This window comes from Qipengyuania psychrotolerans (assembly GCF_019711355.1).
GTDB classification, from domain to species: domain Bacteria; phylum Pseudomonadota; class Alphaproteobacteria; order Sphingomonadales; family Sphingomonadaceae; genus Qipengyuania; species Qipengyuania psychrotolerans.
The window spans coordinates 2,613,243-2,632,452 of sequence record NZ_CP081297.1 but is presented as its reverse complement, the minus strand read 5'-3'; the positions used below and the strand labels follow the sequence as shown (position 1 = coordinate 2,632,452).

Sequence of the window (19,210 nt, the reverse complement as noted above, 5' to 3'; positions counted from 1 at the left end):
GTTCCACGTGGAACACTATTTGCCGATGCAAAAGCGCCCGAACAGTGCATCCAGAACATCCTCTGTCGAATGCCGTCCGAGCAAACGATCCAGAGCGCGCCGAGCCAATCGGAGCCTTTCGCCGCAAATGAGGGTGTCGGAAGTCACCGAAATACCTTCGATGGCATCCAGCGCCTCCGCCAAGGTTTGCGCCTGTCGTTGGTTAAATGCAGCCAATCCCGGCTTTGGCAAAATTTGCTGCGCCCTATCGATCAGACCGGAAATTAAATCAGCGACGCCAGAACCGGTTGCTGACGAAACCGAATAAACCGCGCTGTCTTTACCGTACCCAGCAACATCACTTTTTGCTGCCACTTCGAGCGAACCTGAAGGGCCTTCCCCCTCTGGCCCCAACCAGAGGACGATGTCGGCACGCTCAAATTCTTCACGCGCCCGGCCAATACCAATCGTCTCGATTTCGCCCGCGCCGCTTTCGCGCAGGCCGGCAGTATCGACCAATATGAACGGTATCCCCGCAAAGGCGATCGGGCGCTCGATTACATCCCTCGTTGTTCCCGCCTCTGCCGAAACTATCGCTGCGCCCTCGTCCAACAGTGCGTTGAAAAGAGATGATTTTCCCGAATTGGGCGGCCCGCCGAGCACGACCCTGATGCCATCCCGCAGCCTTTCAGCCCTTGGTGCATTCAACGCCGACCGGATATCTTGGGCAAGCTCGCTGGTCTGCTCGGCAAATCCCGGAGGGAGTGCCTCAACATCGTCCTCATCTGAGAAATCCAGCGCAGCTTCGACTTGCGCAGAAAGATGCAGCAATCGGTCTCGCCATCCATCCACCTTGCGCGATAGCCCGCCGCCGGCAGATGCCTGCGCGGCGCGGCGTTGCAACTCGGTTTCAGCTGTAAGTAAATCTGCCAGCCCCTCAGCCTCTGCCAGATCGATCACGCCGTTTGCAAAGGCCCGGCGCGTAAATTCGCCCGGATCAGCTTTGCGAACGCCGGAAACTCCCGATAGAGTTGTCTCCAGGGCCGAGACTACCGCCCTTCCCCCATGGCAATGGATTTCGGCGATATCCTCGCCCGTGGCGGTCCTTGGCCCGTCGAACCAGATGACCAACGCCCGGTCGAGCACTTGCCCTTCGCGATCCCGCAAATTGCGTACACCTGCGCGCCGGGCCTCGGGCAAATCTCCGCTCAACTGCTCAAGAGCCGCAACAGCGTTTGGCCCGCTAATCCGGATTACGCCGATGGCAGCGGGCGGCGACCCGCTGGACAGGGCGAAAATCGTGTCAGTCATCGAGGAGTGTCAGAATTAATCGTCGTCCGAAGACTTGGTGGATTTGGGCGATGTGCGTGCCGCATTCGCGCCTTCCATGAAGCTCTGGAACAGCTTGAAACCAGCCTGCCCCATCGGCGCGAGCTGCTTGGCGTATTCCTGCAGCTGATCAGTGCTCGACACACCTTTCATCGCCTTGGACATCATGTCGACATAGACGGCATTGGCCTTGCCTACATCTGGCAGGCCCATGAAGGTCCGCGCCTCCTCCGGCGTACAGTCGATTTCGATATGGACCTTCATCGCGTTTCCTCCGTTGAGTGCTCAGAACACATCTGAGATGGGCATTATCTGGGTTTGCCAGTCCTGCACTGCAAGCGCTAGGCCCGCATTCGATAAATGGAGAGTACACGCATGAGCGAGATGGTCACGATTTCCACCCTGGACGGGGATAACAGCTTCAACACCTATGTCGCGCGCCCGGCTGGCACACCCAAGGCAGCGATCGTTGTGATTCAGGAGATTTTCGGGATTAACGCCGGCATACGCCGCAAATGCGACAAGCTGGCCGAGGACGGATATCTCGCAGTGGCACCTGACTTGTTCTGGCAATTCGAAGACGGCATCGAACTGGACCCCGACATCGAGCCGGAGATGAACAAGGCTTTGGATCTGTTTGGAAAGTTCGATCAGGACCAGGGGATCCGCGACATTGAAGCGGCGATAAAATTTGCCCGGTCCCAAGGTTGCGCCAAAGTTGGAGCAGTGGGCTACTGCCTCGGCGGAAGGCTGGCTTACATGACCGCGGCACGCACGGATAGCGATGCGACGGTCGGTTATTATGCTGTCGGCATCGACAACCTGCTCCACGAAAAGCACGCCATCGCCAACCCGCTGATGCTTCACATTCCGACCGAAGATGGATTTGTGGACAAGGCCACCCAGAAAGCCATGCACGAAGGCCTGGATGACCATCCAAAGGTGGTTCTGCACGATTATGAAGGCCTCGATCACGGATTCGCGACCGAGTTCGGCAAGCGCAGGAGCGAAGAAGCAGCCAACCTTGCAGATTCCCGCACCAGCAAATTCTTCGCAGAACATTTGGGCTAGGGGCAGGCCCAGCAGATGGAAAAACTGCCTTTCCGGTATGTCGTACCGGTCATCCTGTATGTGCTGGTGGCCATTGCGGCTGTATGGGAACCGGCGAGGTGGATGCTGTGGCTACTCGTGCCCGCCTTGCTCATTGCGACATGGGATTTCTCGCAGGAAAAGCATACACTTAGGCGTAATTACCCGCTCGTTGGACGGATCCGCTGGATCATGGAAGATTTGCGCCCGTTTGCGCAATCCTACATCGTCGAGAATGATCTTGAGGGCAGGCCATTCAGCCATCAGGCACGCTCTCTGGTCTATGCACGTGCGAAAGGCGACCTGGATTCGCACCCCATGGGGACCGAGCTCGACGTTTATTCCGACGAATACGAATGGGTCGGCCACTCCATCGCTCCATCGAAGAACGCGCCCGATGAATGGCGGGTCACCGTCGGGCAGACTACATGCCAGAAGCCATATTCGTCGGCCCTGCTAAATATTTCGGCCATGAGCTTCGGTTCGCTGTCCGCCCGGGCGATCGAGGCGCTCAATGCTGGTGCGAAACAAGGGAATTTCGCCCACAACACGGGCGAAGGCTCGATCAGCAAATACCACCGTAAACCCGGCGGCGATCTGATCTGGGAGCTGGGCAGCGGATACTTTGGCGCGAGAAAGGAAAATGGCCGGTTCGATCCGGACCAATTTCGCGAAAACGCATCGAGCGATCAGGTGAAGATGATCGAACTGAAGCTAAGCCAAGGTGCCAAGCCTGGTCACGGCGGCGTGCTCCCCGGACGCAAGGTTACCGAAGAAATTGCCGAAGCTCGCGGTGTCCCGGTTGGAGAGACGGTCACTTCGCCAGCCAATCATCCGGAATTCGACACGCCCATCGAGCTACTAGAATTCGTGACAAAACTGCGTGAGCTTTCAGGCAGTAAACCGGTCGGGATAAAGCTGTGCGTGGGCTTGCCGCACGAGATATTCGCCCTCGGGAAGGCGATGCTGGAAACTGGCCTTCACCCCGATTTCATCACTGTCGACGGCGCAGAAGGCGGCACTGGTGCGGCTCCGCTGGAGCTCAGCAACTCTGTCGGCATGCCGCTGCGCGAAGGGCAGATATTCGTGCGGAACATGCTTGTCGGCACAAATATGCGTGAGAAGGTAAAGATCGCCACTTCAGGCAAAATCCACTCAGGCGCCCAGATGGCAAAGAGCTTCGCGCTTGGTGCCGACTGGTGCAATGCTGCACGACCTTTCATGTTCTCGCTCGGCTGTGTGCAGTCGATGAATTGCCACAAGGGTACCTGCCCCACCGGGGTGGCTACCCAAGAAGAATGGCGCCAGCAGGGCCTTATCGTCGAGGACAAGGCACCGCGGGTTGCTCGCTTCCAACGACAAACCCTCAATTCGTTGCGGGAGATCACAATCGCCATGGGGCTCGATAGCCCATGGGAGATGAAACCGCTGGATATGCGCGAGCGTATCAACGGGGCGCGATCCGACGCGTTCGACAAGATCTATTATTTTGCGGAACCAGGGGTTCTGCTCGACAAACCTTCATCAACCCCGCTTGCCCGGCATTGGGAAGCCGCGCGGGCAGATAGCTTCAGGAGGCATTGATGAACGCTGCAAAGGGTTTGGCCAATTGGCACCGGGTTATGGACGGGGGCTCGAAGCCCGGGGATCTGGCTGCGATCATCCGCAAAGACGCGGTGTTCCATTCGCCAGTAGTACATACGCCGCAAACAGGTTGCGACCTCGTCGTCGCCTATTTGTCAGCAGCCGGACAAACCCTGGGCAACGACAGCTTCAGCTATGTCCGCGAATTGGTCGACGGTGAAAATGCCATGCTGGAATTCCAGACCCAGATGGACGGCATCCAGGTAAATGGCATCGACCTGATCCGTTTTGACGAGGACGGTATGATTGCGGACTTCAAGGTCATGGTCAGACCGCTCAAGGCGGTCAACAAGGTCTGGGAAATGATGGCTGCGCAGCTTGAGGCAGATAAACAACCTTAACCTTTAATTACTTAGGACAGGAATTCCCTCACGATCTGGTAAATCGGATCGCCGCCCTCTTTTAAGTTCAGCACCGCTCTGATTTCGTCCAAGGCCGGCTCTCCCGTGAAGTTGATCAAGCGTTTCATCCCCCAGTCGGGGAACCACCGCTCGTCCGCATTTCCGCGATGCAATATTTCGATCGAATGATGTCTGTCATCATCGTCTAGCGTTTCGAGAAGGGCCTGCAATGACAGGACCGGGCCCTCGACCAGCTGGAGGAACCGATCGCTGTCGTAGATCAGAAAACCTGTGATCCGACGCTCGGGATTATTCCGCGCCGAAGTTTCGATGATCTTGAACACATCGGCTGATGTAGTGCCTTTTGCGGCCACACTGCTGTAGACAACACGTTGCATGAGATCCCTCCCGGCGAGCTGGGCCGCCCGCCGGGGCGCCTCCTGTTACTGGTTCATATTGGCGAAGAAGTCTTCGTTGGTCTTGGAATCCTTCATCTTGTCGAGCAGGAATTCCATCGCGTCGATCGTACCCATCTGCATGAGGATACGGCGCAGGACCCACATCTTGGACAGCTTGTCCTTTTCGACCAGCAACTCTTCCTTGCGGGTGCCGGACTTGCCAACATCCAGAGCCGGGAAGATGCGCTTGTCGGCGACCTTGCGATCAAGGACGATTTCGCTGTTACCCGTGCCCTTGAATTCTTCGAAGATGACTTCGTCCATGCGGCTGCCGGTATCGATCAGGGCTGTTGCAATGATCGAGAGCGATCCGCCCTCCTCGATGTTACGAGCCGCACCAAAGAAGCGTTTGGGACGCTGAAGTGCGTTGGCATCAACACCGCCGGTAAGCACCTTGCCCGAGCTTGGCACCACGGTGTTGTAGGCGCGGCCGAGGCGGGTGATGGAATCGAGCAGGATCACGACGTCGCGCTTGTGCTCGACAAGGCGCTTGGCCTTTTCGATCACCATTTCGGCAACCTGGACGTGGCGATTGGCAGGTTCGTCGAAAGTGGAGGAGATGACCTCGCCCTTCACGCTGCGCTGCATGTCGGTGACTTCCTCGGGACGCTCGTCGACGAGCAGAACCAGCAGGAACACCTCAGGATGATTGTCGGTGATCGCCTTGGCAATATTCTGCAGCAGTACGGTTTTACCGGTGCGCGGCGGCGCAACGATCAGTGCGCGCTGTCCCTTGCCCTGCGGCGAGATGATATCGATCACGCGGGCCGACTTGTCCTTGACCGTGGGATCAAGAGTATCGAGCGTGAGTTTCTCTTCCGGGTAAAGCGGCGTGAGATTGTCGAAATTGGTACGCTGGCGAACCTGGTCCGGATCTTCGAAATTCACGCTAGTCAGCTTGGTCAGCGCAAAATAACGCTCGCCTTCCCGTGGTGCGCGGATTTCGCCCTCGACCGTGTCGCCTGTGCGCAGGCCGGCTTTGCGGACCTGGTTCGGCGAGACGTAGATATCGTCCGGGCCGGCAAGGTAGTTAGCTTCGGGGCTGCGCAGGAAGCCGAAGCCATCCTGCAGCACTTCGATCGTGCCGATGCCCATGATCTTTTCGTCGTATTCTTCGTCTTCCGCCAGTTCGCGCAAGATGCAGAACATCAGGTCCTGCCGGCGCATGGTGGAAGCGCCTTCGACGCCCAGTTCCTCGGCCATTGCCACGAGGTCAGCGGGCGGTTTTTCTTTGAGATCTTTGAGATGCATAAGTTTTGTACTCGAATATTTGGAATGGCCGGCGGGTCGGTATGGGCTTGGGGAAAGCGGACCCGGCACCGCCTGTATTGCAGTGCCTGTTGCCGGAGATGGAGCTGGAGATAAGCCTAGCGCGGCGCGCCGTCAATCTGCAAACGCGCCATGCTGGCAGGCTGTCAGAACGGCTTTACGATTACCAGAACGACGATAATTGCCAGCAGGATGCCCGGCACCTCGCCAAACAGCCGCAATTGCTTTTCGCTCAGTGGCCGCTCGCCGGAACTCATCTTTTTCGACTTGGCCACCATGTAACCGTGGAAGCCTGTCAGCAGCAGCACGAAGAGCAGCTTGGCGTGGAACCAGCCCTGGTCGAAAGCCGCGATGCTTGATGCAAGCGCGAGCCCGAGAACCCAGACAACGATCAGGCTTGGAGTCAAAATGATCTTGCGCAGCAAACCCATGCGCCTGGCCCATGTCGCTTCTTCGCCCGAACCGGGCGCGGCAGTATGGCAATAGATCATCTGGCGCGGCAGCATGAACAGCCCCGCCAGCCAGAAGACCATGAAGATAATGTGCCCGGCCTTGAGCCAGAGATAGGTCATCGCAAGAATATCCTGCATGCAAGTGATGTAGTGAGTGCGGCGGGCTTCGTCACCCCCGCCATCCGCGAACAGCCGCAATCAGCCGCTCAACATTTTCGATTGGCGTGCGGCGGTCGATCCCGTGGCCCAGATTGAATACATGCGGCCGGTCTGAAAAAGCCTCGAGGATTGCGTTGATGCGGGGTTCGAGGGCTGGACTACCTGAAAGCAGCAGAAGCGGGTCCAGATTGCCCTGTACGGCCATACCGGCCGGTAATTCGCGAGCTACCCAGACCGGATCAAGCGTTTCATCCACTCCGACAGCCTTCACACCCGTTTCGCGGGCATAGGCCGGCAGTTTCTCACCGGCACCCTTCGGGAAGCCGATTACGGGAGTTTCGGGATGCCGCGAAGCCAGGGCTGCGACGATCTTCGCATTGGGGGCGATGACCCAGCGTTCGAACTGATCGGGCGCCAAGCTGCCTGACCAACTGTCGAACAGCTGCACTGCTTCGGCGCCTGCTTCGATCTGGCCGCAAAGATATTCGATCGTTTCATGCGTGATTGCATCGATGATCGCCTGCAATTTACGTGGATCGCGGTAAGCCAAAGCCCGCGCATCATGCTGGTCCCGGCTACCCTCGCCTGCCACCATGTAAGTCGCCACGGTCCACGGGCTTCCCGCAAAGCCGAGCATCGTCACACCTTCCGGAAGACGGCCGCGGCACAGGCGCACGGTTTCGTAAATCGGATCGTACCGCGTGGGGTCCTTGGTCAGACTTTCGAGTGCAGCATCCACCAGGGGCGGAGACAGCTTCGGCCCCTCGCCCGCCAGGAACTCGAGATGCTGGCCGAGTGCATGCGGGACGATCAGGATATCGGAAAACAGGATAGCCCCGTCGAAACCGAACCGGTCGATGGGCTGCAAGGTAATCTCACAGGCAGCCTCGCTATCATAGGCCATCGCGAGAAATCCGCCCTTTTGCGCCCTGAGTTCGCGGTATTCCGGAAGGTATCGACCCGCTTGCCGCATGAGCCAAAGCGGCACGCTGTCAGCGCGCTTTCCGTTCAGAGTATCGAGCAGGAGACCAGGCATCGAGAGAGTCTAATCCAATATATAAGTATTATTATAAGTGATGATGGAGTCTGTTGGCCCTGTGGAAATCGGGCACAAGTGTCCCCTGCAACATTTCTCCCGCGTAGAAAAGACCGCAGGCCGGATTGCGACTCGCCAAGCTGCTTGAGTCGAGTCAAACTTATCCCGCTTGTTATCAGCCTGCGCATAAAAAGAGTTTGCTGTGCGGGAATCGCCCCTGAACATGACTCGTAGTGGGGAGGGAATTCATCCCCGAACTTGTCGGCAGACTTGTGCCGTGGTTTATCCGGTGCTTCTCCACAGGCCGAAAGTGACCATCATCGCCGACCGTATCCACCTCCACCTCCTGTCCGATTCCACTGGTGAAACGCTGGAAATGCTCGCCAAGGCAGCGCTTGCCCAGTTCGACGATGCCGATGTCGTGCGCCATTTCTGGCCCATGGTGCGTTCGCGCCAGCATCTCGACCGGATCGTGCCAGAGCTCAAAGCCAATCCCGGCCTGGTCCTGTTTACCCTGGTCAATCCTGAAGCGCGCGCCCGTCTGGAAGAAGTCTGTTCACAAAACGGTCTACCGGCTGTGCCCATTCTCGACCGCGTGACCGCGGCCTTGGAACAGGCTCTGGGACAAGAGGCGCACGGACGTCCCGGCCGCCAGCATCAGATGGACAAGGCCTATTTCGAGCGCGTTGAGGCGATCCAGTTCACGATCGCCCATGATGACGGGATCGGCTGGGACAATTGGGAAGAAGCCGACATTGTCCTGGCAGGTGTTTCCCGCAGCTCGAAAACGCCAACCAGCATCTATCTTGCAAACCGCGGGTACAAGGTTGCGAACATCCCCCTCGTGGTCGAAAGTCCGCCGCCGCAGAAGCTGTTCGAATTGAAGAAACCGCTGATTGTGGGGCTGACGACTGCACCCGAGCGGCTTGTTCAAATCAGGCGCAATCGCTTGCTGACGCTCAACGAACAATCGAAGACCGATTATATCGATAATGAGCGCGTCAAATCCGAAGTGGCTTTTGCGCGGCGCATGTTTGCCGACAATGGCTGGCCGGTAATCGACGTGACACGCCGCTCGATTGAGGAAACCGCTGCGGCAATTATTCGCCTGTGCGGTGAACGCAGCATAGGGTCCGGTGGAGATTTCGAAGGGGTGAAAGCGATATGAGCGCGATTGGCGGAACCGGGATTATCCTCGCCTCCAATTCGGCGTCTCGCAAGGCAATGCTGGAGGCCGCCGGTGTAAACTTCACTGCGCGCGCCGGAGATGTCGACGAGCGCGCCCTGGAAGCAGAAATGCAAGACGCCGAACCTGCTGAAATTGCGCAAGCCTTGGCGGCGGCTAAGGCGACATCGTTGGATGCCGATGAGCTCGTGCTCGGCAGCGATTCGCTGGTGGAAGTAGGCGGACGCCGCTTCGACAAGCCGGCATCACGGGAGCAGGCGGCGGAACACCTGCGTTTCTTTTCGGGCAAGGTCATGACGCTGCACAGTGCCGCGGCCTTGGCGCGAAGGGGCAAGATCGTCTGGATGGGGTCTGACTTTGCGCGCCTGCGAGTGCGGGAGCTTTCGAGCGAATTCATCGAGGCCTATCTCGATGCCGAATGGCCCGAGGTTTCCTATTGTGTCGGTGTTTTCCGGATCGAAGGTCCCGGCGTGCAATTGTTTGACAGCATCATGGGTGATCAGTTCACCGTGCTTGGAATGCCGTTGTTGCAGGTGCTTGACGCGCTGCGCGACGAAGGCGCCCTGCCCTTGTGACATCTGACGTGACACCTTACGCAGAAGTCATCGGCGATCCCATCAGCCAATCAAAATCTCCGGCGATCCATGGCTTCTGGATCGAGAAACTGGGATTGGATGCAAGCTACCGGGCGAAGCATGTCGAGCCAGCAGGATTGGCCGATTACCTGGCGCAGCGCCGCAGTGATGAGGCTTGGCGAGGGTGCAATGTCACCATGCCGCACAAGCAGGCCATCATGGAACATCTCGACCGGTTGGAGCCGCTTGCGCGCAAGGTGGGAGCGGTCAACACCGTTGTTCGTGCCAAGGACGGCAAGCTGGTTGGCCGCAACACCGATGTCGCCGGCTTTCTGGAGCCGCTCGCAGGGCAGCTTTCGGGGTCGCATTATTTCCGGATGGCGAGGGTTTTGGGGACCGGCGGCGCAGCGCGTGCGATCGTGGCAGGCTTGGCGAAAGAGGGTTTCACAATCGTTCTGGCAGGCCGGGATCCGGAAAAGGCCGCTCAACTTCTGGCTGAACTTGATTCAGGAGGTCAACACCACGTGGCCCCGCTCGAACATTTCGCTGAGCGAACCGATTTCGGCTTCGATGACCGTGAAGGCTGCTGCGATCTCGTCATCAACGCATCGCCGCTCGGTATGCGCGGCCAACCTCCCCTTACCTTCGACTGGAGCCATGCCCCGCCCGGATCCATCGCTTATGACATCGTTACCGACCCGATCGATACCGATTTCCTGAAGAACGCCCGCGCAGCAGGTTTTGAAACGATTGATGGGCTTTCCATGTTGATTGGCCAAGCTGCCGCAGCATTCACCCATTTCTTCGGAAACGAACCGCCCCGCAAGTTCGACGCCGAACTGCGTGAACGGCTGGCTGCATGACCCGCCCGCTCCTCATTGGCCTCACCGGATCGATCGGCATGGGCAAGAGCACAGTCGCGGACATGTTCGAACGTGCCGGAGTGCCGGTATTCGACGCGGACAAGGAAGTGCGCGCCATGCAGGGACCGGGCGGAGAACTGGTGCCGGCCATCGAAGCTGAATTTCCGGGCAGTACCGGCGATGAAGGCGTCCTTCGCGATGCGTTGGGGCAGCAAGTGTTCGGCGACCCGGAAGCTCTCGGCCGGCTCGAGGCCATTGTTCACCCTGCAGTCGCCAAGCGGCGCGGTGCATTCCTGATCGAGCATGCAGGCCAGGACATGGTGGTGTTCGACATTCCGCTACTGTTCGAAAAGGGCGGCCACGAAGCGGTCGATGTGGTCGTCGTGGTGTCGGCACCAGCACAAACCCAGCGTGAGCGCGTGCTCGCCCGTCCGGGTATGACTCCAGACAAATTCGCCCACATCCTCACGCTGCAGGTTCCCGATGCGGAAAAGCGCGAACGGGCCGATTACGTAATCGATACCGGCACTCCCCTCGCCGAGACGGAAGCATCGGTTCGTACTCTGATTGACCACCTCCGTGATCAGGGCCGCAGCTAAATCGCTTGTAATCCGCCAGCACGAGTCCGATACTCCGCTCAATGCGTGAGATCGTTTTTGATACCGAAACAACCGGACTGGACCCCAAGAAGGGTGACCGGATGGTTGAAATAGGCTGCGTCGAAATGTTCAACCTCGTCCCTACAGGAGAGGTGTTCCACGCTTACTACAATCCGGAAAGAGACATGCCTGCCGGCGCAGAAGCGGTGCACGGCCTTTCAGCAGCGTTTCTTTCTGACAAGCCACTGTTCCGTAATACAGCGCACGAACTGCTGGATTTTATCGGCGATTCGCCCCTTGTCGCGCACAACGCAGGCTTCGACTTCGGCTTTCTCAATGCCGAGCTCGCCATTTGCGAACGTGAAGCGATTTGCACCAGCAGAATGGTCGATACCGTCGCCCTTGCCAAGAAAAGGCACCCCGGCGCGAAACTGTCGCTCGATGCACTTTGCTCGCGCTACGGGATCGACCGCAGCCACCGGGTAAAGCACGGTGCCCTGCTCGACGCCGAATTGCTCGCGCAGGTATATGTCGAACTCAAGGGCGGCCGCCAGATCGGTCTCGAACTTGCGGCAGAACGCGCGAAGGCGGCGCAGGAGGACGTGGTTGCGGTGCGCCAGGCACCGGACCGCCCCCGGCGGGAGCCGCGCCATCATGCGCCGAGCGAGGACGAACTTGCGCGGCACAGGAAATTCATGACCGGGATCGAAAACCCTCTTTGGGGATAGGTCAACGTCAAGTCCGGCGGACGGGGCCGGATCAGGGATCGTCTGGGTGCGATAAAGGAGAATAAGCATATGGATATCCGCGTCTCAGGCCATCAGATCGACACCGGGGCTGCGCTGCAGTCGCATGTCGAAGACCGCATGCAGGGCATCGTCGACAAACATTTCAGTCGCGCGATCTCCTCGCATATCACTTTCGGAAAGGCGGCGGGTGGGGCGTTCTCCTCGGATATCGTGACCCATGTCATGCAGGGACTCATCCTGAAGGGACACGCCGAGGCGCATGATGTGCACCAGGCGTTCGACCAGGCAGCTGGCAAGATCGAGAAGCAGTTGCGGCGCTACAAGCGGCGGATCAAGGACCGTCACGAACAAGCCCAGCACGCCATGCGCGAAGAGGAAGCGGCCTACACCATTTTCGCCGCGCCAGAGCCGGACACCGAAGAAGAAATCACCGAAGATAGCCCGCCGGTAATCGCGGAAACCAGCGCCATGATCCCGGAATGCTCGGTCGCAGATGCGGTCATGCTGCTGGATCTGCAGAACACCACCGCCCTGCTGTTCAAGAACGGTGCGACCGAAGTGCACAATATGGTCTATCGCCGCCCTGACGGTTCGATCGGCTGGGTCGAGCCGCGCTAGGCTGGGAAGAAAATGGCAGATTCGTCGGATAGCGGCCAGCGGCGGCATTGGCACGCGCTGGAGGGGTTATATGCGAGCGCTCCGATAAACGCAGTGTTTGCATCGAAGCTTGAGATAACCGGCGAGGGGCGTTCGCGGATCACTTTCGATGTGACCGAATCGGTGTACCATGCTGCGGGGGCGGCGCACGGAACGATTTATTTCAAGATGCTCGACGATGCGGCATTTTACGCGGCGAATACGCTTGTGACCGACCGCTTCCTGCTGACCACCTCATTCAACCTCCACTTCACCAAGCCCGTACGTGAGGGCAAGGTCGTCGCCGAGGGGCGCTGGGTCAGCGGCAAGCGGCGGGTGTTCGTCGCCGAATCCCGATTGATTGACGAGGAAGGCGACGAAATCGGCCGCGGAACGGGCACCTTCATGAAGTCGCACATCCCCCTTTCAGGCCTGGACGGATATTCAGGCTGAACAGCGATATGGAAGACGCGCGGCTCCCCACCCACCTCGAAGTTTCCGGCCTGATCCGCATTGTCCAGGCCGCAGGCGGGTTCGCAACCGTGTTGCACAAGGGGGAACGCGACGCTGGAACCTTGGCCGTATTAACCACGCAAAGTGGCAAAAATACAATGCTCTGGGAGCGAATGCCCCAGTTGGACGGCAGTCGCCGCTTCGTCTGCACCAGGATGCAAGACCCTGAAAAAAAACACGAATTCGATGATTATGTGCGCCGGAGAGGCGAACAGGACCCTGATCTTTGGATTTTGGAACTGGATGGCCCCGAAATGGAACGCTTCGTCGAAATGGTTCCCCGTTAACTTGACAAGGTTTCAAATGTGACTATCTGGCCCCTCAGCTTCGATGCGTAGGCGGCTTTGGATGACAATGGGGTCAGCAAGCTAGCACGCAGACGGGGAGCAAGCGGCAGGTACGCAAACGATCCATAGTTACGGTGCAGGTAATGCACCACGGATACCGACCTGCGACAGTGAGCTCACCGCTTAGTCACTCGGAAAAATGCGAAAGACTTATATTGCCACCGCGGCAGCTGCCGTGATGCTTGTTGCAAGCTTTGCCGGTTTAGAAGAAACCGGCGCCACTGCCTTCGCTGCCGAAGCGAACGCAGAATCCATCGTCTCCGAAACCGCCCTGACCGATGAGGTCGTGCCGGTTTTCGTCGAAGGCGAAGTGGTTCAGGAAGTTCCGGCCGAGCCGGAATCCGATCAAGAAATTCTCGTCGATGCTCCGCAGGCGGAAACCCTGCACCAGCTCGTCCAATCCGTCCCTTCGTCAGGTAAACTGTCAGAGGAAATGCGCTGCCTCGCCGGTGCCATCTATTTCGAAGCCCGCGGCGAGCCGCTCGAAGGCCAGCTCGCGGTTGCGCAAGTGGTCATCAATCGCAGCGAATCGCGCCAGTTCCCCTCGAGCTACTGCGGTGTTGTTTACCAGCGTGCCCAGTTCAGCTTCGTTCGCGGCGGCTCCATGCCGCAGATCAAGCAAGGCTCGGCTGCATGGAAACGCGCGAAGTCGATCGCCCGCATTGCCCACCAGGGCATGTGGGAAAGCGAAGCTGACGATTCGCTGTACTTCCACGCCAATTACGTTCGCCCCAGCTGGGCCAAACGCAAGACTGCCCGCGCAACGATCAAGACTCACATCTTTTATCGCTGAGCGCCGGCTTCCAGAGATTTAGGGAAGGGCTGCCGCGCATCACGCGTGGCGGCCCTTTTTCATTTCCGGGTTAATCGCGAACTTGGACCCAGACCGGCGAATGGTCGCTGGCTTTCTCCCGGCCGCGATATTCCTTGTCGACCCCGGCGGCTTCCATGCGATCGGCCAATTCGGGCGACAACAGGAGGTGATCGATCCTGAAGCCGTGATCACGCTGCCACGCGCCGGCCTGGTAATCCCAATATGTCCACACTCCGCCACGCGGATTGAGCGTATCGATGGCGTCGGTCCAGCCATCACCCAGCATCCGCTTGTACGCATCACGCGATTCGGGCTGCATGAGCGCGTCCGAAGCCATGGCTTTGGGCGACCAGACATCCTTGTCTTCCGGAATGACGTTGAAATCGCCAAGAACGACCGCGGGAACCTCTTCTTCCCACACTGTGCGCATCCGGTCGCGCAGCTTCGCCATCCACGCCAGCTTGTAATCAAACTTGGGCCCGGGGTGCGGATTGCCGTTCGGCAGGTAGAGATTGCAGATCCGCACGCCGTTCACGTCTGCTTCCAGATAGCGGGACTGTTCGCCCTCGCCTTCCTTGGGGCCATCGATACCGAGGCCGCGCTGAATTTCGACAGGTTTCACCCCGTCAGCCAGGATCGCGACGCCATTGAAGCTCTTCTGCCCGTGCCAGATCGAGTGGTAGCCGATTTCCTCCAGCTCTTCGGCGGGAAAGCCTTCGTCCATCGTCTTGATTTCCTGCAGGCAGGCGACGGTTGGACGGGTTTCCTCGAGCCACTCCTTGAGGCGGGGAAGGCGGGCTTTGATACCGTTGATGTTGAAGCTGGCGATACGCATGGGCTGACTGATGCCCGAAACAGGTGCGCGGGTCTAACCTAAATGCCGAAGCTTGAACCGCATCCGCATCCAGCGGCAGCTTGCGGATTTTCCACCTTGAACGCAGCACCGCCAAGCGATTCCACGAAATCAACCTTGCTACCGGCAACCAGATCGAGGCTGATCGGATCGACCACCAGGCTCACACCATCCGTTTCGCTGACGCTGTCGTCGGCCTCGGGCCCATCTGCCAGATCGAATTTGTACTGGAAGCCAGAGCACCCGCCCCCTTCGACGGAAAGCCGTAGAACTGCTGGCTTGGCCTGCTTTGCAGCAATCGCAGCCACGCGTGCGGCAGCGGACGGGGTGAGGGTGAGCATTTCGGCCATGAGCCTTATGTAGTGAGCCCGGCCCCGAGGCTCAAGCGTGCGTGATGTATTCGCGCAGCGCTTCTGCTTCGTGCTGCACTTCGTCGAGACACGATTTGACGAGGTCACCGATGGAAACGAAGCCGCACATGGCGTCGTTCTCGACGACTGGAAGATGGCGAATGCGCCGCCGCGTCATCAGTTCGAGGGCATCATCAACCAATGTCGAGCGCTCCACCGTGATAGCAGGTGAGGTCATCACTTCGCTGATCGTGTGGTTGAGGCAACTTTGCCCCTCCTCGGCCAAGCGGTGGATCACGTCGCGCTCGGAAAAGATCCCCACGACACGGCCATGCTGCATCACGGGCATGGCACCGATCCGCTTGTCCGCAAGCAGCCTTACTGCATCGCGTACGTTCAGATCCCCATCGACCGAGATGATGTCCGAACTGGCCCGGTTTTGGATGAGTGTGCCGATATTCACGCGCGTCTCCTCGAAAAACTGACGTCAGGATGCCATTTTTCGCGCAGAAATGCGAGTCGGTGGTGAAATGGTCCGTTGAATAGCCACCGCGCAATCGCCAATGAGGGCGTCATGACCAAAAAATCGCCACTCGACGATCCAGAACAAGCCGCCTTTGCGTGGGCTCGGTTCCGGCGAATAATGCGATTTCTGTTCCTGCTTACAGTGGGCATCGTCGCGATCGCGATGGCACTGCTTTACAAGCAGGGCATTGCCGCTTCGATCCATTATTATATCGCGACCGCGCTTGGCATAGGTTTCGTCATGCTGCTGGCCGGCGCATTGATGGGCCTGGTGTTCCTGTCATCGGGAACGGGTCATGACGAATCGGTCGAAGACCCGACCGGCGACAGCTGGCGCGACAAGGACGGAAGCTAGATCGCGTCCTCTGGCGCGCTCAGCCGGTATTCTTCGACCGGAACGCCGCCAATCAGATGCCGCTGAATGATGGCCTCCAGAACTTCCTCATTGCATGAGTGATACCAGACGTTTTCGGGCCACACGACTGCGATGGGGCCCTTCGCGCAGATTTGCAGGCAATCCGCCTTGCTGCGCTGGACCTTTGCCTCGCGCCCGACGAGGCCGAGTTCCTTCATCCTCTTCTTGAGGTAATTCCAGGCCGCCTTGCCTTCGTCGCGGGAGCAACATTTCTGTTTCTCGCTGACTGCGCAAAGGAAGATCTGGCGTTCAACCGAACCGGCGCCAATCTTGGCAAACGCCTTGCGCGCCTTTTCGAGTTCCTTCTCCGGCTTACTCACCCGGCGCTTCCGGCTTGAGCCAGCGGTCGAGCCACGCAAAAACCGTGTTATGCCACTGCAGCGAGTTTTTCGGGTTGAGCACCCAGTGGTTCTCTTCGGGGAAGACGAGCAGCTGGCTGGGGATCTGACGTTCCTGCAGCGCGGTGAAGCTGGCGAGGCCTTGCGTATAGGGGACGCGGAAGTCCTTTTCACCAGTGATCACCAGCATGGGTGCCTGCCACTTGTCGACATGATTCACCGGATTCCAGCGTTCGTAAGCGGCGCTGTTCTCGGCATAGCTGCCCCCGAATTCCCACTTGGGAAACCACAGCTCCTCGGTCGTGTAATAGAAGCTGCGCATGTCGAACAGGCCGTCATGCTGCACCAGGCAATCGAAGCGGTCAGGCCACTGCCCGGCGATCCAGTTCATCATGTAGCCGCCGTAGCTTGCACCCATTGCACAAGTCCGGGTGCCATCAATCTGGCTGTCGCGTGCAAGCGCGGCTTCCAGGCCGAGTTGCAGATCGACCAGCGGCTTGCCGCCCCAGTCGTTGCGGATACTGTCGGTGAACTCTTGCCCGTATCCCGTCGATCCATGAAAATCGACCGAGATCACGGCATAGCCCTGGCTGGCGACAACACGGGGGTTCCAGCGGCTGGACCAACCATCATTAAATGAACCTTGCGGGCCGCCGTGGACATAGAGAATGGCTGGCATGGGGCCGGTCTGACCATCCAGCTTGGTGATCTGCCCCCAGACGGTATCTCCGTCCGCTCCTTCGAAGCTGAACCTCTCCACTACAACGGGCGCGAGCTTGCCCATGTGCTGCGCGGCGACTTGCGTGAGCGGTTTTGCCTGGCCCCAATCGCGTGCGAGATACATTTCCGACGGTGCGCCGATGGAATTGCGCGTGAACACCAGGCCGCCATCATGCAGCGCCGTGACGCCCCCGATATTGGCTTCGTTGCCGGCCATGAGGTCCAACCGTTCGACATTCCCGTTGCGCGGATCAATGCGAAATAGCGGGGTGTCGAGCACGTCCTGCGCGCCCGCCACCAGCCAGCGCGAATCGGGCGTCCACTGGAGGCTGCTGAAGCTGCGATCGAACTCCGATGTCAGGGCAGTCGTCACGCCGGACGTCAGATCCCTCAGCATAACCACCTGGCGGTCTGCTTCGAAAGTCGGGCGGGCCATCGCGACATAAGCGAGATACTGGCCATCGGGCGACGGGGTCGGAAGTGCATCCAGCGCTTCATTGCCTGCCGTCAGGTTGACCGGCGCTTTGCCCGAAAGGTCCGAGAACCAGATGTCGAGGTTGGTCGAGTAAGGCTCGCTCGGTCCGGCTTCGCGCGCCGTGAAATAGACCCCGCTTCCGTCGGGTGCCCAAGCGACATCCTCGCCCCCGCCGAACGGCATGGTCGGCGTATCGCCATTCGGGCCGCCAGCACTCAGCGGGCCATCGACAGGTGTTCCATTGCCGGAGGCGATGCCGTTTTCGATGGGAAAGGTGAAAACGCGGCTCAGCGTGCCGGGCGTCTCCCAAGTGTCCCAGTGGCGGTAGAGGCCTGCGTCGCCTTCGTAGAGGCGTCCGTCGCCCGGTCCCGGCAGATAGGCTTTCGCGCTGTCGTCACAATCGATGCGAATGCAACTGCGCGCAATGTCGGTCCAGATTGCGATGCTGCCGCCGCCGCGCGCTACGCTGAAACCATGGACTGCGCGGGGAAGGGCGGTAACCTGCGATTTCCCGGATACCGAACCATCACCGCCAATGCGCGCGCGCCAGACCTGGCTTTGCGCATCTTCGCCTTCACCATCAGCGAGGAAGTAGAGCCAGCCGTCACCTCCGAAGCTGGCCGATGATCCCTCCAGATCAAGCGTGATTGGAGCGCTTTCGATATCGTCGAGCGATCGCAGGTACATCTTGCTGCTGCGCTCGTAACTTTCAGGGTCCGTGAAAGTTACCGAGTAGACCGCAGCAGTGCCTTCGGGATTGACCGCCGGGCTGCCGAGGCGCGGCATGGTGACGAGATCCTGCGCGCTCATTGGCGCGCGTTCTGTCTGCGCGGCAAGCGGCGTGGAGAGTAGCGCAAATGCGCTGGCGAGCGGGAGTGCGGCCCGGATAGGTGATGTCATGGCCGCGGTATGTAGCGCGGCATTCAGGCCAAGGGTAGAGGGCTTTAGCCCTTCTTCCCGGCGATGCGCGCAATCTCTGCCTTGACCAGTTCCTCGACCATTTCCGGCAGGTTCTGATCAAGCCATTCCGCCAGCATCGGGCGCAGCATTTCGCGCACGAGACCTTCGAGTGAAGTTTCGCCCTGGCGCACGATCTGCGGCTGCTTGCCCGGCTGCGAAAGCATGGCAAGAGCGGCGAAGTTGTCGCGCATGGCCTGGTGGGTGTGGCCCTTGGTCAGCGCATGCTCGTCTTCGTCATCAGAGACCTGCTCGTCGTGATTGGCAGGGCGGCTGGTATCATCGCTGCCGACGATCAGTTCTTCGCCCAGTTCATTGCCCAGCTCGAGAACTTCTTCCGCTTCTTCGGCATCGGCAGGTTCTGCAGTGCTTGCGACAAGGCCGCTGCGCTTGCGGCGGTCGGCGATCATTTCGCTACGCTCTTCGCTGTCGCGCGCGATGACTTTCTTGATCGAGTCGAGGATTTCTTCGACCGAAGGTTCGCCTTGCTGTCCCATGATAGTCCCTGCTGACTTACACATATCCCGAATCGGGACTTT

At 59.1% G+C, this 19,210-nt stretch carries 25 protein-coding genes; 13 read left to right on the top strand and 12 right to left on the bottom strand.

Going from position 1 to position 19,210, the window contains the following annotated elements:
* Positions 1-15: 15 nt before the first annotated feature.
* The gene (gene mnmE / locus K3166_RS12855) at positions 16-1,290 is read right to left on the bottom strand and encodes a tRNA uridine-5-carboxymethylaminomethyl(34) synthesis GTPase MnmE (protein ID WP_221422585.1); all 1,275 of its coding nucleotides are present in this window, start codon (positions 1,288-1,290) and stop codon (positions 16-18) included.
* A 15-nt stretch (positions 1,291-1,305) separates the two neighbouring features.
* Entirely contained in the window at positions 1,306-1,572 is a 267-nt protein-coding gene (locus K3166_RS12850) for a DUF6489 family protein (protein WP_221422584.1), read from the bottom strand.
* A gap of 111 nt (positions 1,573-1,683) precedes the next feature.
* On the opposite strand from K3166_RS12850, the gene K3166_RS12845 reads away from it, so the two are divergent.
* Genes K3166_RS12845 through K3166_RS12835 form a run of 3 tightly spaced genes read left to right on the top strand, consistent with a single transcriptional unit; the run spans position 1,684 to position 4,382 of the window.
* On the top strand, positions 1,684-2,379 hold the full coding sequence (locus K3166_RS12845) for a dienelactone hydrolase family protein (protein ID WP_221422583.1): 696 nt from the start codon (positions 1,684-1,686) through the stop codon (positions 2,377-2,379).
* Positions 2,380-2,394: 15 nt separating this feature from the next.
* Positions 2,395-3,981, top strand: coding sequence for an FMN-binding glutamate synthase family protein (locus K3166_RS12840; protein ID WP_221422582.1), 1,587 nt, complete (start codon positions 2,395-2,397; stop codon positions 3,979-3,981).
* Positions 3,981-4,382, top strand: coding sequence for a nuclear transport factor 2 family protein (locus K3166_RS12835; RefSeq protein ID WP_221422581.1), 402 nt, complete (start codon positions 3,981-3,983; stop codon positions 4,380-4,382). The genes K3166_RS12840 and K3166_RS12835 overlap by 1 nt, the downstream gene beginning before the upstream one ends.
* A gap of 11 nt (positions 4,383-4,393) precedes the next feature.
* On the opposite strand, the gene K3166_RS12830 is transcribed toward K3166_RS12835, so the two are convergent.
* From K3166_RS12830 to hemE, 4 genes are all read right to left on the bottom strand, one after another.
* Positions 4,394-4,780: a BLUF domain-containing protein gene (locus K3166_RS12830; protein ID WP_221422580.1), complete on the bottom strand. Its 387-nt coding sequence runs from the start codon at positions 4,778-4,780 to the stop codon at positions 4,394-4,396.
* A 45-nt stretch (positions 4,781-4,825) separates the two neighbouring features.
* Entirely contained in the window at positions 4,826-6,091 is a 1,266-nt protein-coding gene (gene rho / locus K3166_RS12825) for a transcription termination factor Rho (RefSeq protein ID WP_221422579.1), read from the bottom strand.
* Between the two features lie 164 nt (positions 6,092-6,255).
* A complete protein-coding gene (locus K3166_RS12820; RefSeq protein ID WP_221424124.1) occupies positions 6,256-6,699 on the bottom strand; it encodes a CopD family protein in 444 nt (147 codons plus the stop codon).
* Positions 6,700-6,730: 31 nt separating this feature from the next.
* Positions 6,731-7,756, bottom strand: a complete 1,026-nt coding sequence (gene hemE, locus K3166_RS12815) for a uroporphyrinogen decarboxylase (RefSeq protein ID WP_221422578.1) — start codon at positions 7,754-7,756, stop codon at positions 6,731-6,733.
* Positions 7,757-8,033: 277 nt separating this feature from the next.
* On the opposite strand from hemE, the gene K3166_RS12810 reads away from it, so the two are divergent.
* The 9 genes from K3166_RS12810 (at position 8,034) to K3166_RS12770 (ending at position 14,017) form a co-directional block, all read left to right on the top strand.
* Positions 8,034-8,924 carry a pyruvate, water dikinase regulatory protein gene (locus tag K3166_RS12810; RefSeq protein WP_425594567.1) on the top strand — a complete coding sequence of 297 codons (891 nt, stop codon included), beginning with the start codon at positions 8,034-8,036 and terminating at the stop codon, positions 8,922-8,924.
* On the top strand, positions 8,921-9,517 hold the full coding sequence (locus K3166_RS12805; protein ID WP_221422577.1) for a Maf family protein: 597 nt from the start codon (positions 8,921-8,923) through the stop codon (positions 9,515-9,517). The genes K3166_RS12810 and K3166_RS12805 overlap by 4 nt, the downstream gene beginning before the upstream one ends.
* Positions 9,514-10,380, top strand: a complete 867-nt coding sequence (locus K3166_RS12800; protein ID WP_247714657.1) for a shikimate dehydrogenase family protein — start codon at positions 9,514-9,516, stop codon at positions 10,378-10,380. Before K3166_RS12805 ends, K3166_RS12800 begins: the two co-directional genes overlap by 4 nt.
* A complete protein-coding gene (gene coaE, locus K3166_RS12795; protein WP_221422576.1) occupies positions 10,377-10,979 on the top strand; it encodes a dephospho-CoA kinase in 603 nt (200 codons plus the stop codon). Before K3166_RS12800 ends, coaE begins: the two co-directional genes overlap by 4 nt.
* A gap of 41 nt (positions 10,980-11,020) precedes the next feature.
* Positions 11,021-11,707, top strand: a complete 687-nt coding sequence (gene dnaQ / locus K3166_RS12790) for a DNA polymerase III subunit epsilon (protein WP_221422575.1) — start codon at positions 11,021-11,023, stop codon at positions 11,705-11,707.
* A gap of 69 nt (positions 11,708-11,776) precedes the next feature.
* On the top strand, positions 11,777-12,346 hold the full coding sequence (gene hpf, locus K3166_RS12785) for a ribosome hibernation-promoting factor, HPF/YfiA family (protein WP_221422574.1): 570 nt from the start codon (positions 11,777-11,779) through the stop codon (positions 12,344-12,346).
* A 12-nt stretch (positions 12,347-12,358) separates the two neighbouring features.
* Positions 12,359-12,817, top strand: coding sequence for a PaaI family thioesterase (locus tag K3166_RS12780; protein ID WP_221422573.1), 459 nt, complete (start codon positions 12,359-12,361; stop codon positions 12,815-12,817).
* A gap of 8 nt (positions 12,818-12,825) precedes the next feature.
* Entirely contained in the window at positions 12,826-13,164 is a 339-nt protein-coding gene (locus tag K3166_RS12775; RefSeq protein ID WP_221422572.1) for a DUF1491 family protein, read from the top strand.
* 199 nt (positions 13,165-13,363) lie between these two features.
* A complete protein-coding gene (locus K3166_RS12770; RefSeq protein WP_247714656.1) occupies positions 13,364-14,017 on the top strand; it encodes a cell wall hydrolase in 654 nt (217 codons plus the stop codon).
* Positions 14,018-14,087: 70 nt separating this feature from the next.
* Here the strand turns inward: K3166_RS12770 and xth are convergent, their stop codons facing one another.
* The 3 genes from xth to K3166_RS12755 are packed head-to-tail and all read right to left on the bottom strand — an operon-like array spanning position 14,088 to position 15,704.
* Entirely contained in the window at positions 14,088-14,873 is a 786-nt protein-coding gene (xth, locus tag K3166_RS12765) for an exodeoxyribonuclease III (RefSeq protein WP_221422571.1), read from the bottom strand.
* A gap of 38 nt (positions 14,874-14,911) precedes the next feature.
* Positions 14,912-15,241, bottom strand: coding sequence for a HesB/IscA family protein (locus K3166_RS12760; protein WP_221422570.1), 330 nt, complete (start codon positions 15,239-15,241; stop codon positions 14,912-14,914).
* 31 nt (positions 15,242-15,272) lie between these two features.
* Positions 15,273-15,704 carry a CBS domain-containing protein gene (locus tag K3166_RS12755; protein ID WP_221422569.1) on the bottom strand — a complete coding sequence of 144 codons (432 nt, stop codon included), beginning with the start codon at positions 15,702-15,704 and terminating at the stop codon, positions 15,273-15,275.
* Positions 15,705-15,815: 111 nt separating this feature from the next.
* Here K3166_RS12755 and K3166_RS12750 point away from each other — a divergent pair, with 111 nt between their 5' ends.
* Positions 15,816-16,121: a hypothetical protein gene (locus K3166_RS12750; RefSeq protein WP_221422568.1), complete on the top strand. Its 306-nt coding sequence runs from the start codon at positions 15,816-15,818 to the stop codon at positions 16,119-16,121.
* Here the strand turns inward: K3166_RS12750 and K3166_RS12745 are convergent.
* The 3 genes from K3166_RS12745 to K3166_RS12735 are packed head-to-tail and all read right to left on the bottom strand — an operon-like array spanning position 16,118 to position 19,168.
* Positions 16,118-16,501 (bottom strand): (2Fe-2S) ferredoxin domain-containing protein, encoded by a 384-nt coding sequence (locus K3166_RS12745; protein WP_221422567.1) that lies wholly within the window; start codon positions 16,499-16,501, stop codon positions 16,118-16,120. The genes K3166_RS12750 and K3166_RS12745 overlap by 4 nt on opposite strands.
* A complete protein-coding gene (locus tag K3166_RS12740) occupies positions 16,494-18,614 on the bottom strand; it encodes a dipeptidyl-peptidase 5 (RefSeq protein WP_221422566.1) in 2,121 nt (706 codons plus the stop codon). The genes K3166_RS12745 and K3166_RS12740 overlap by 8 nt, the downstream gene beginning before the upstream one ends.
* 44 nt (positions 18,615-18,658) lie before the next feature.
* On the bottom strand, positions 18,659-19,168 hold the full coding sequence (locus tag K3166_RS12735; RefSeq protein WP_221422565.1) for a DUF2497 domain-containing protein: 510 nt from the start codon (positions 19,166-19,168) through the stop codon (positions 18,659-18,661).
* Positions 19,169-19,210: the final 42 nt, after the last annotated feature.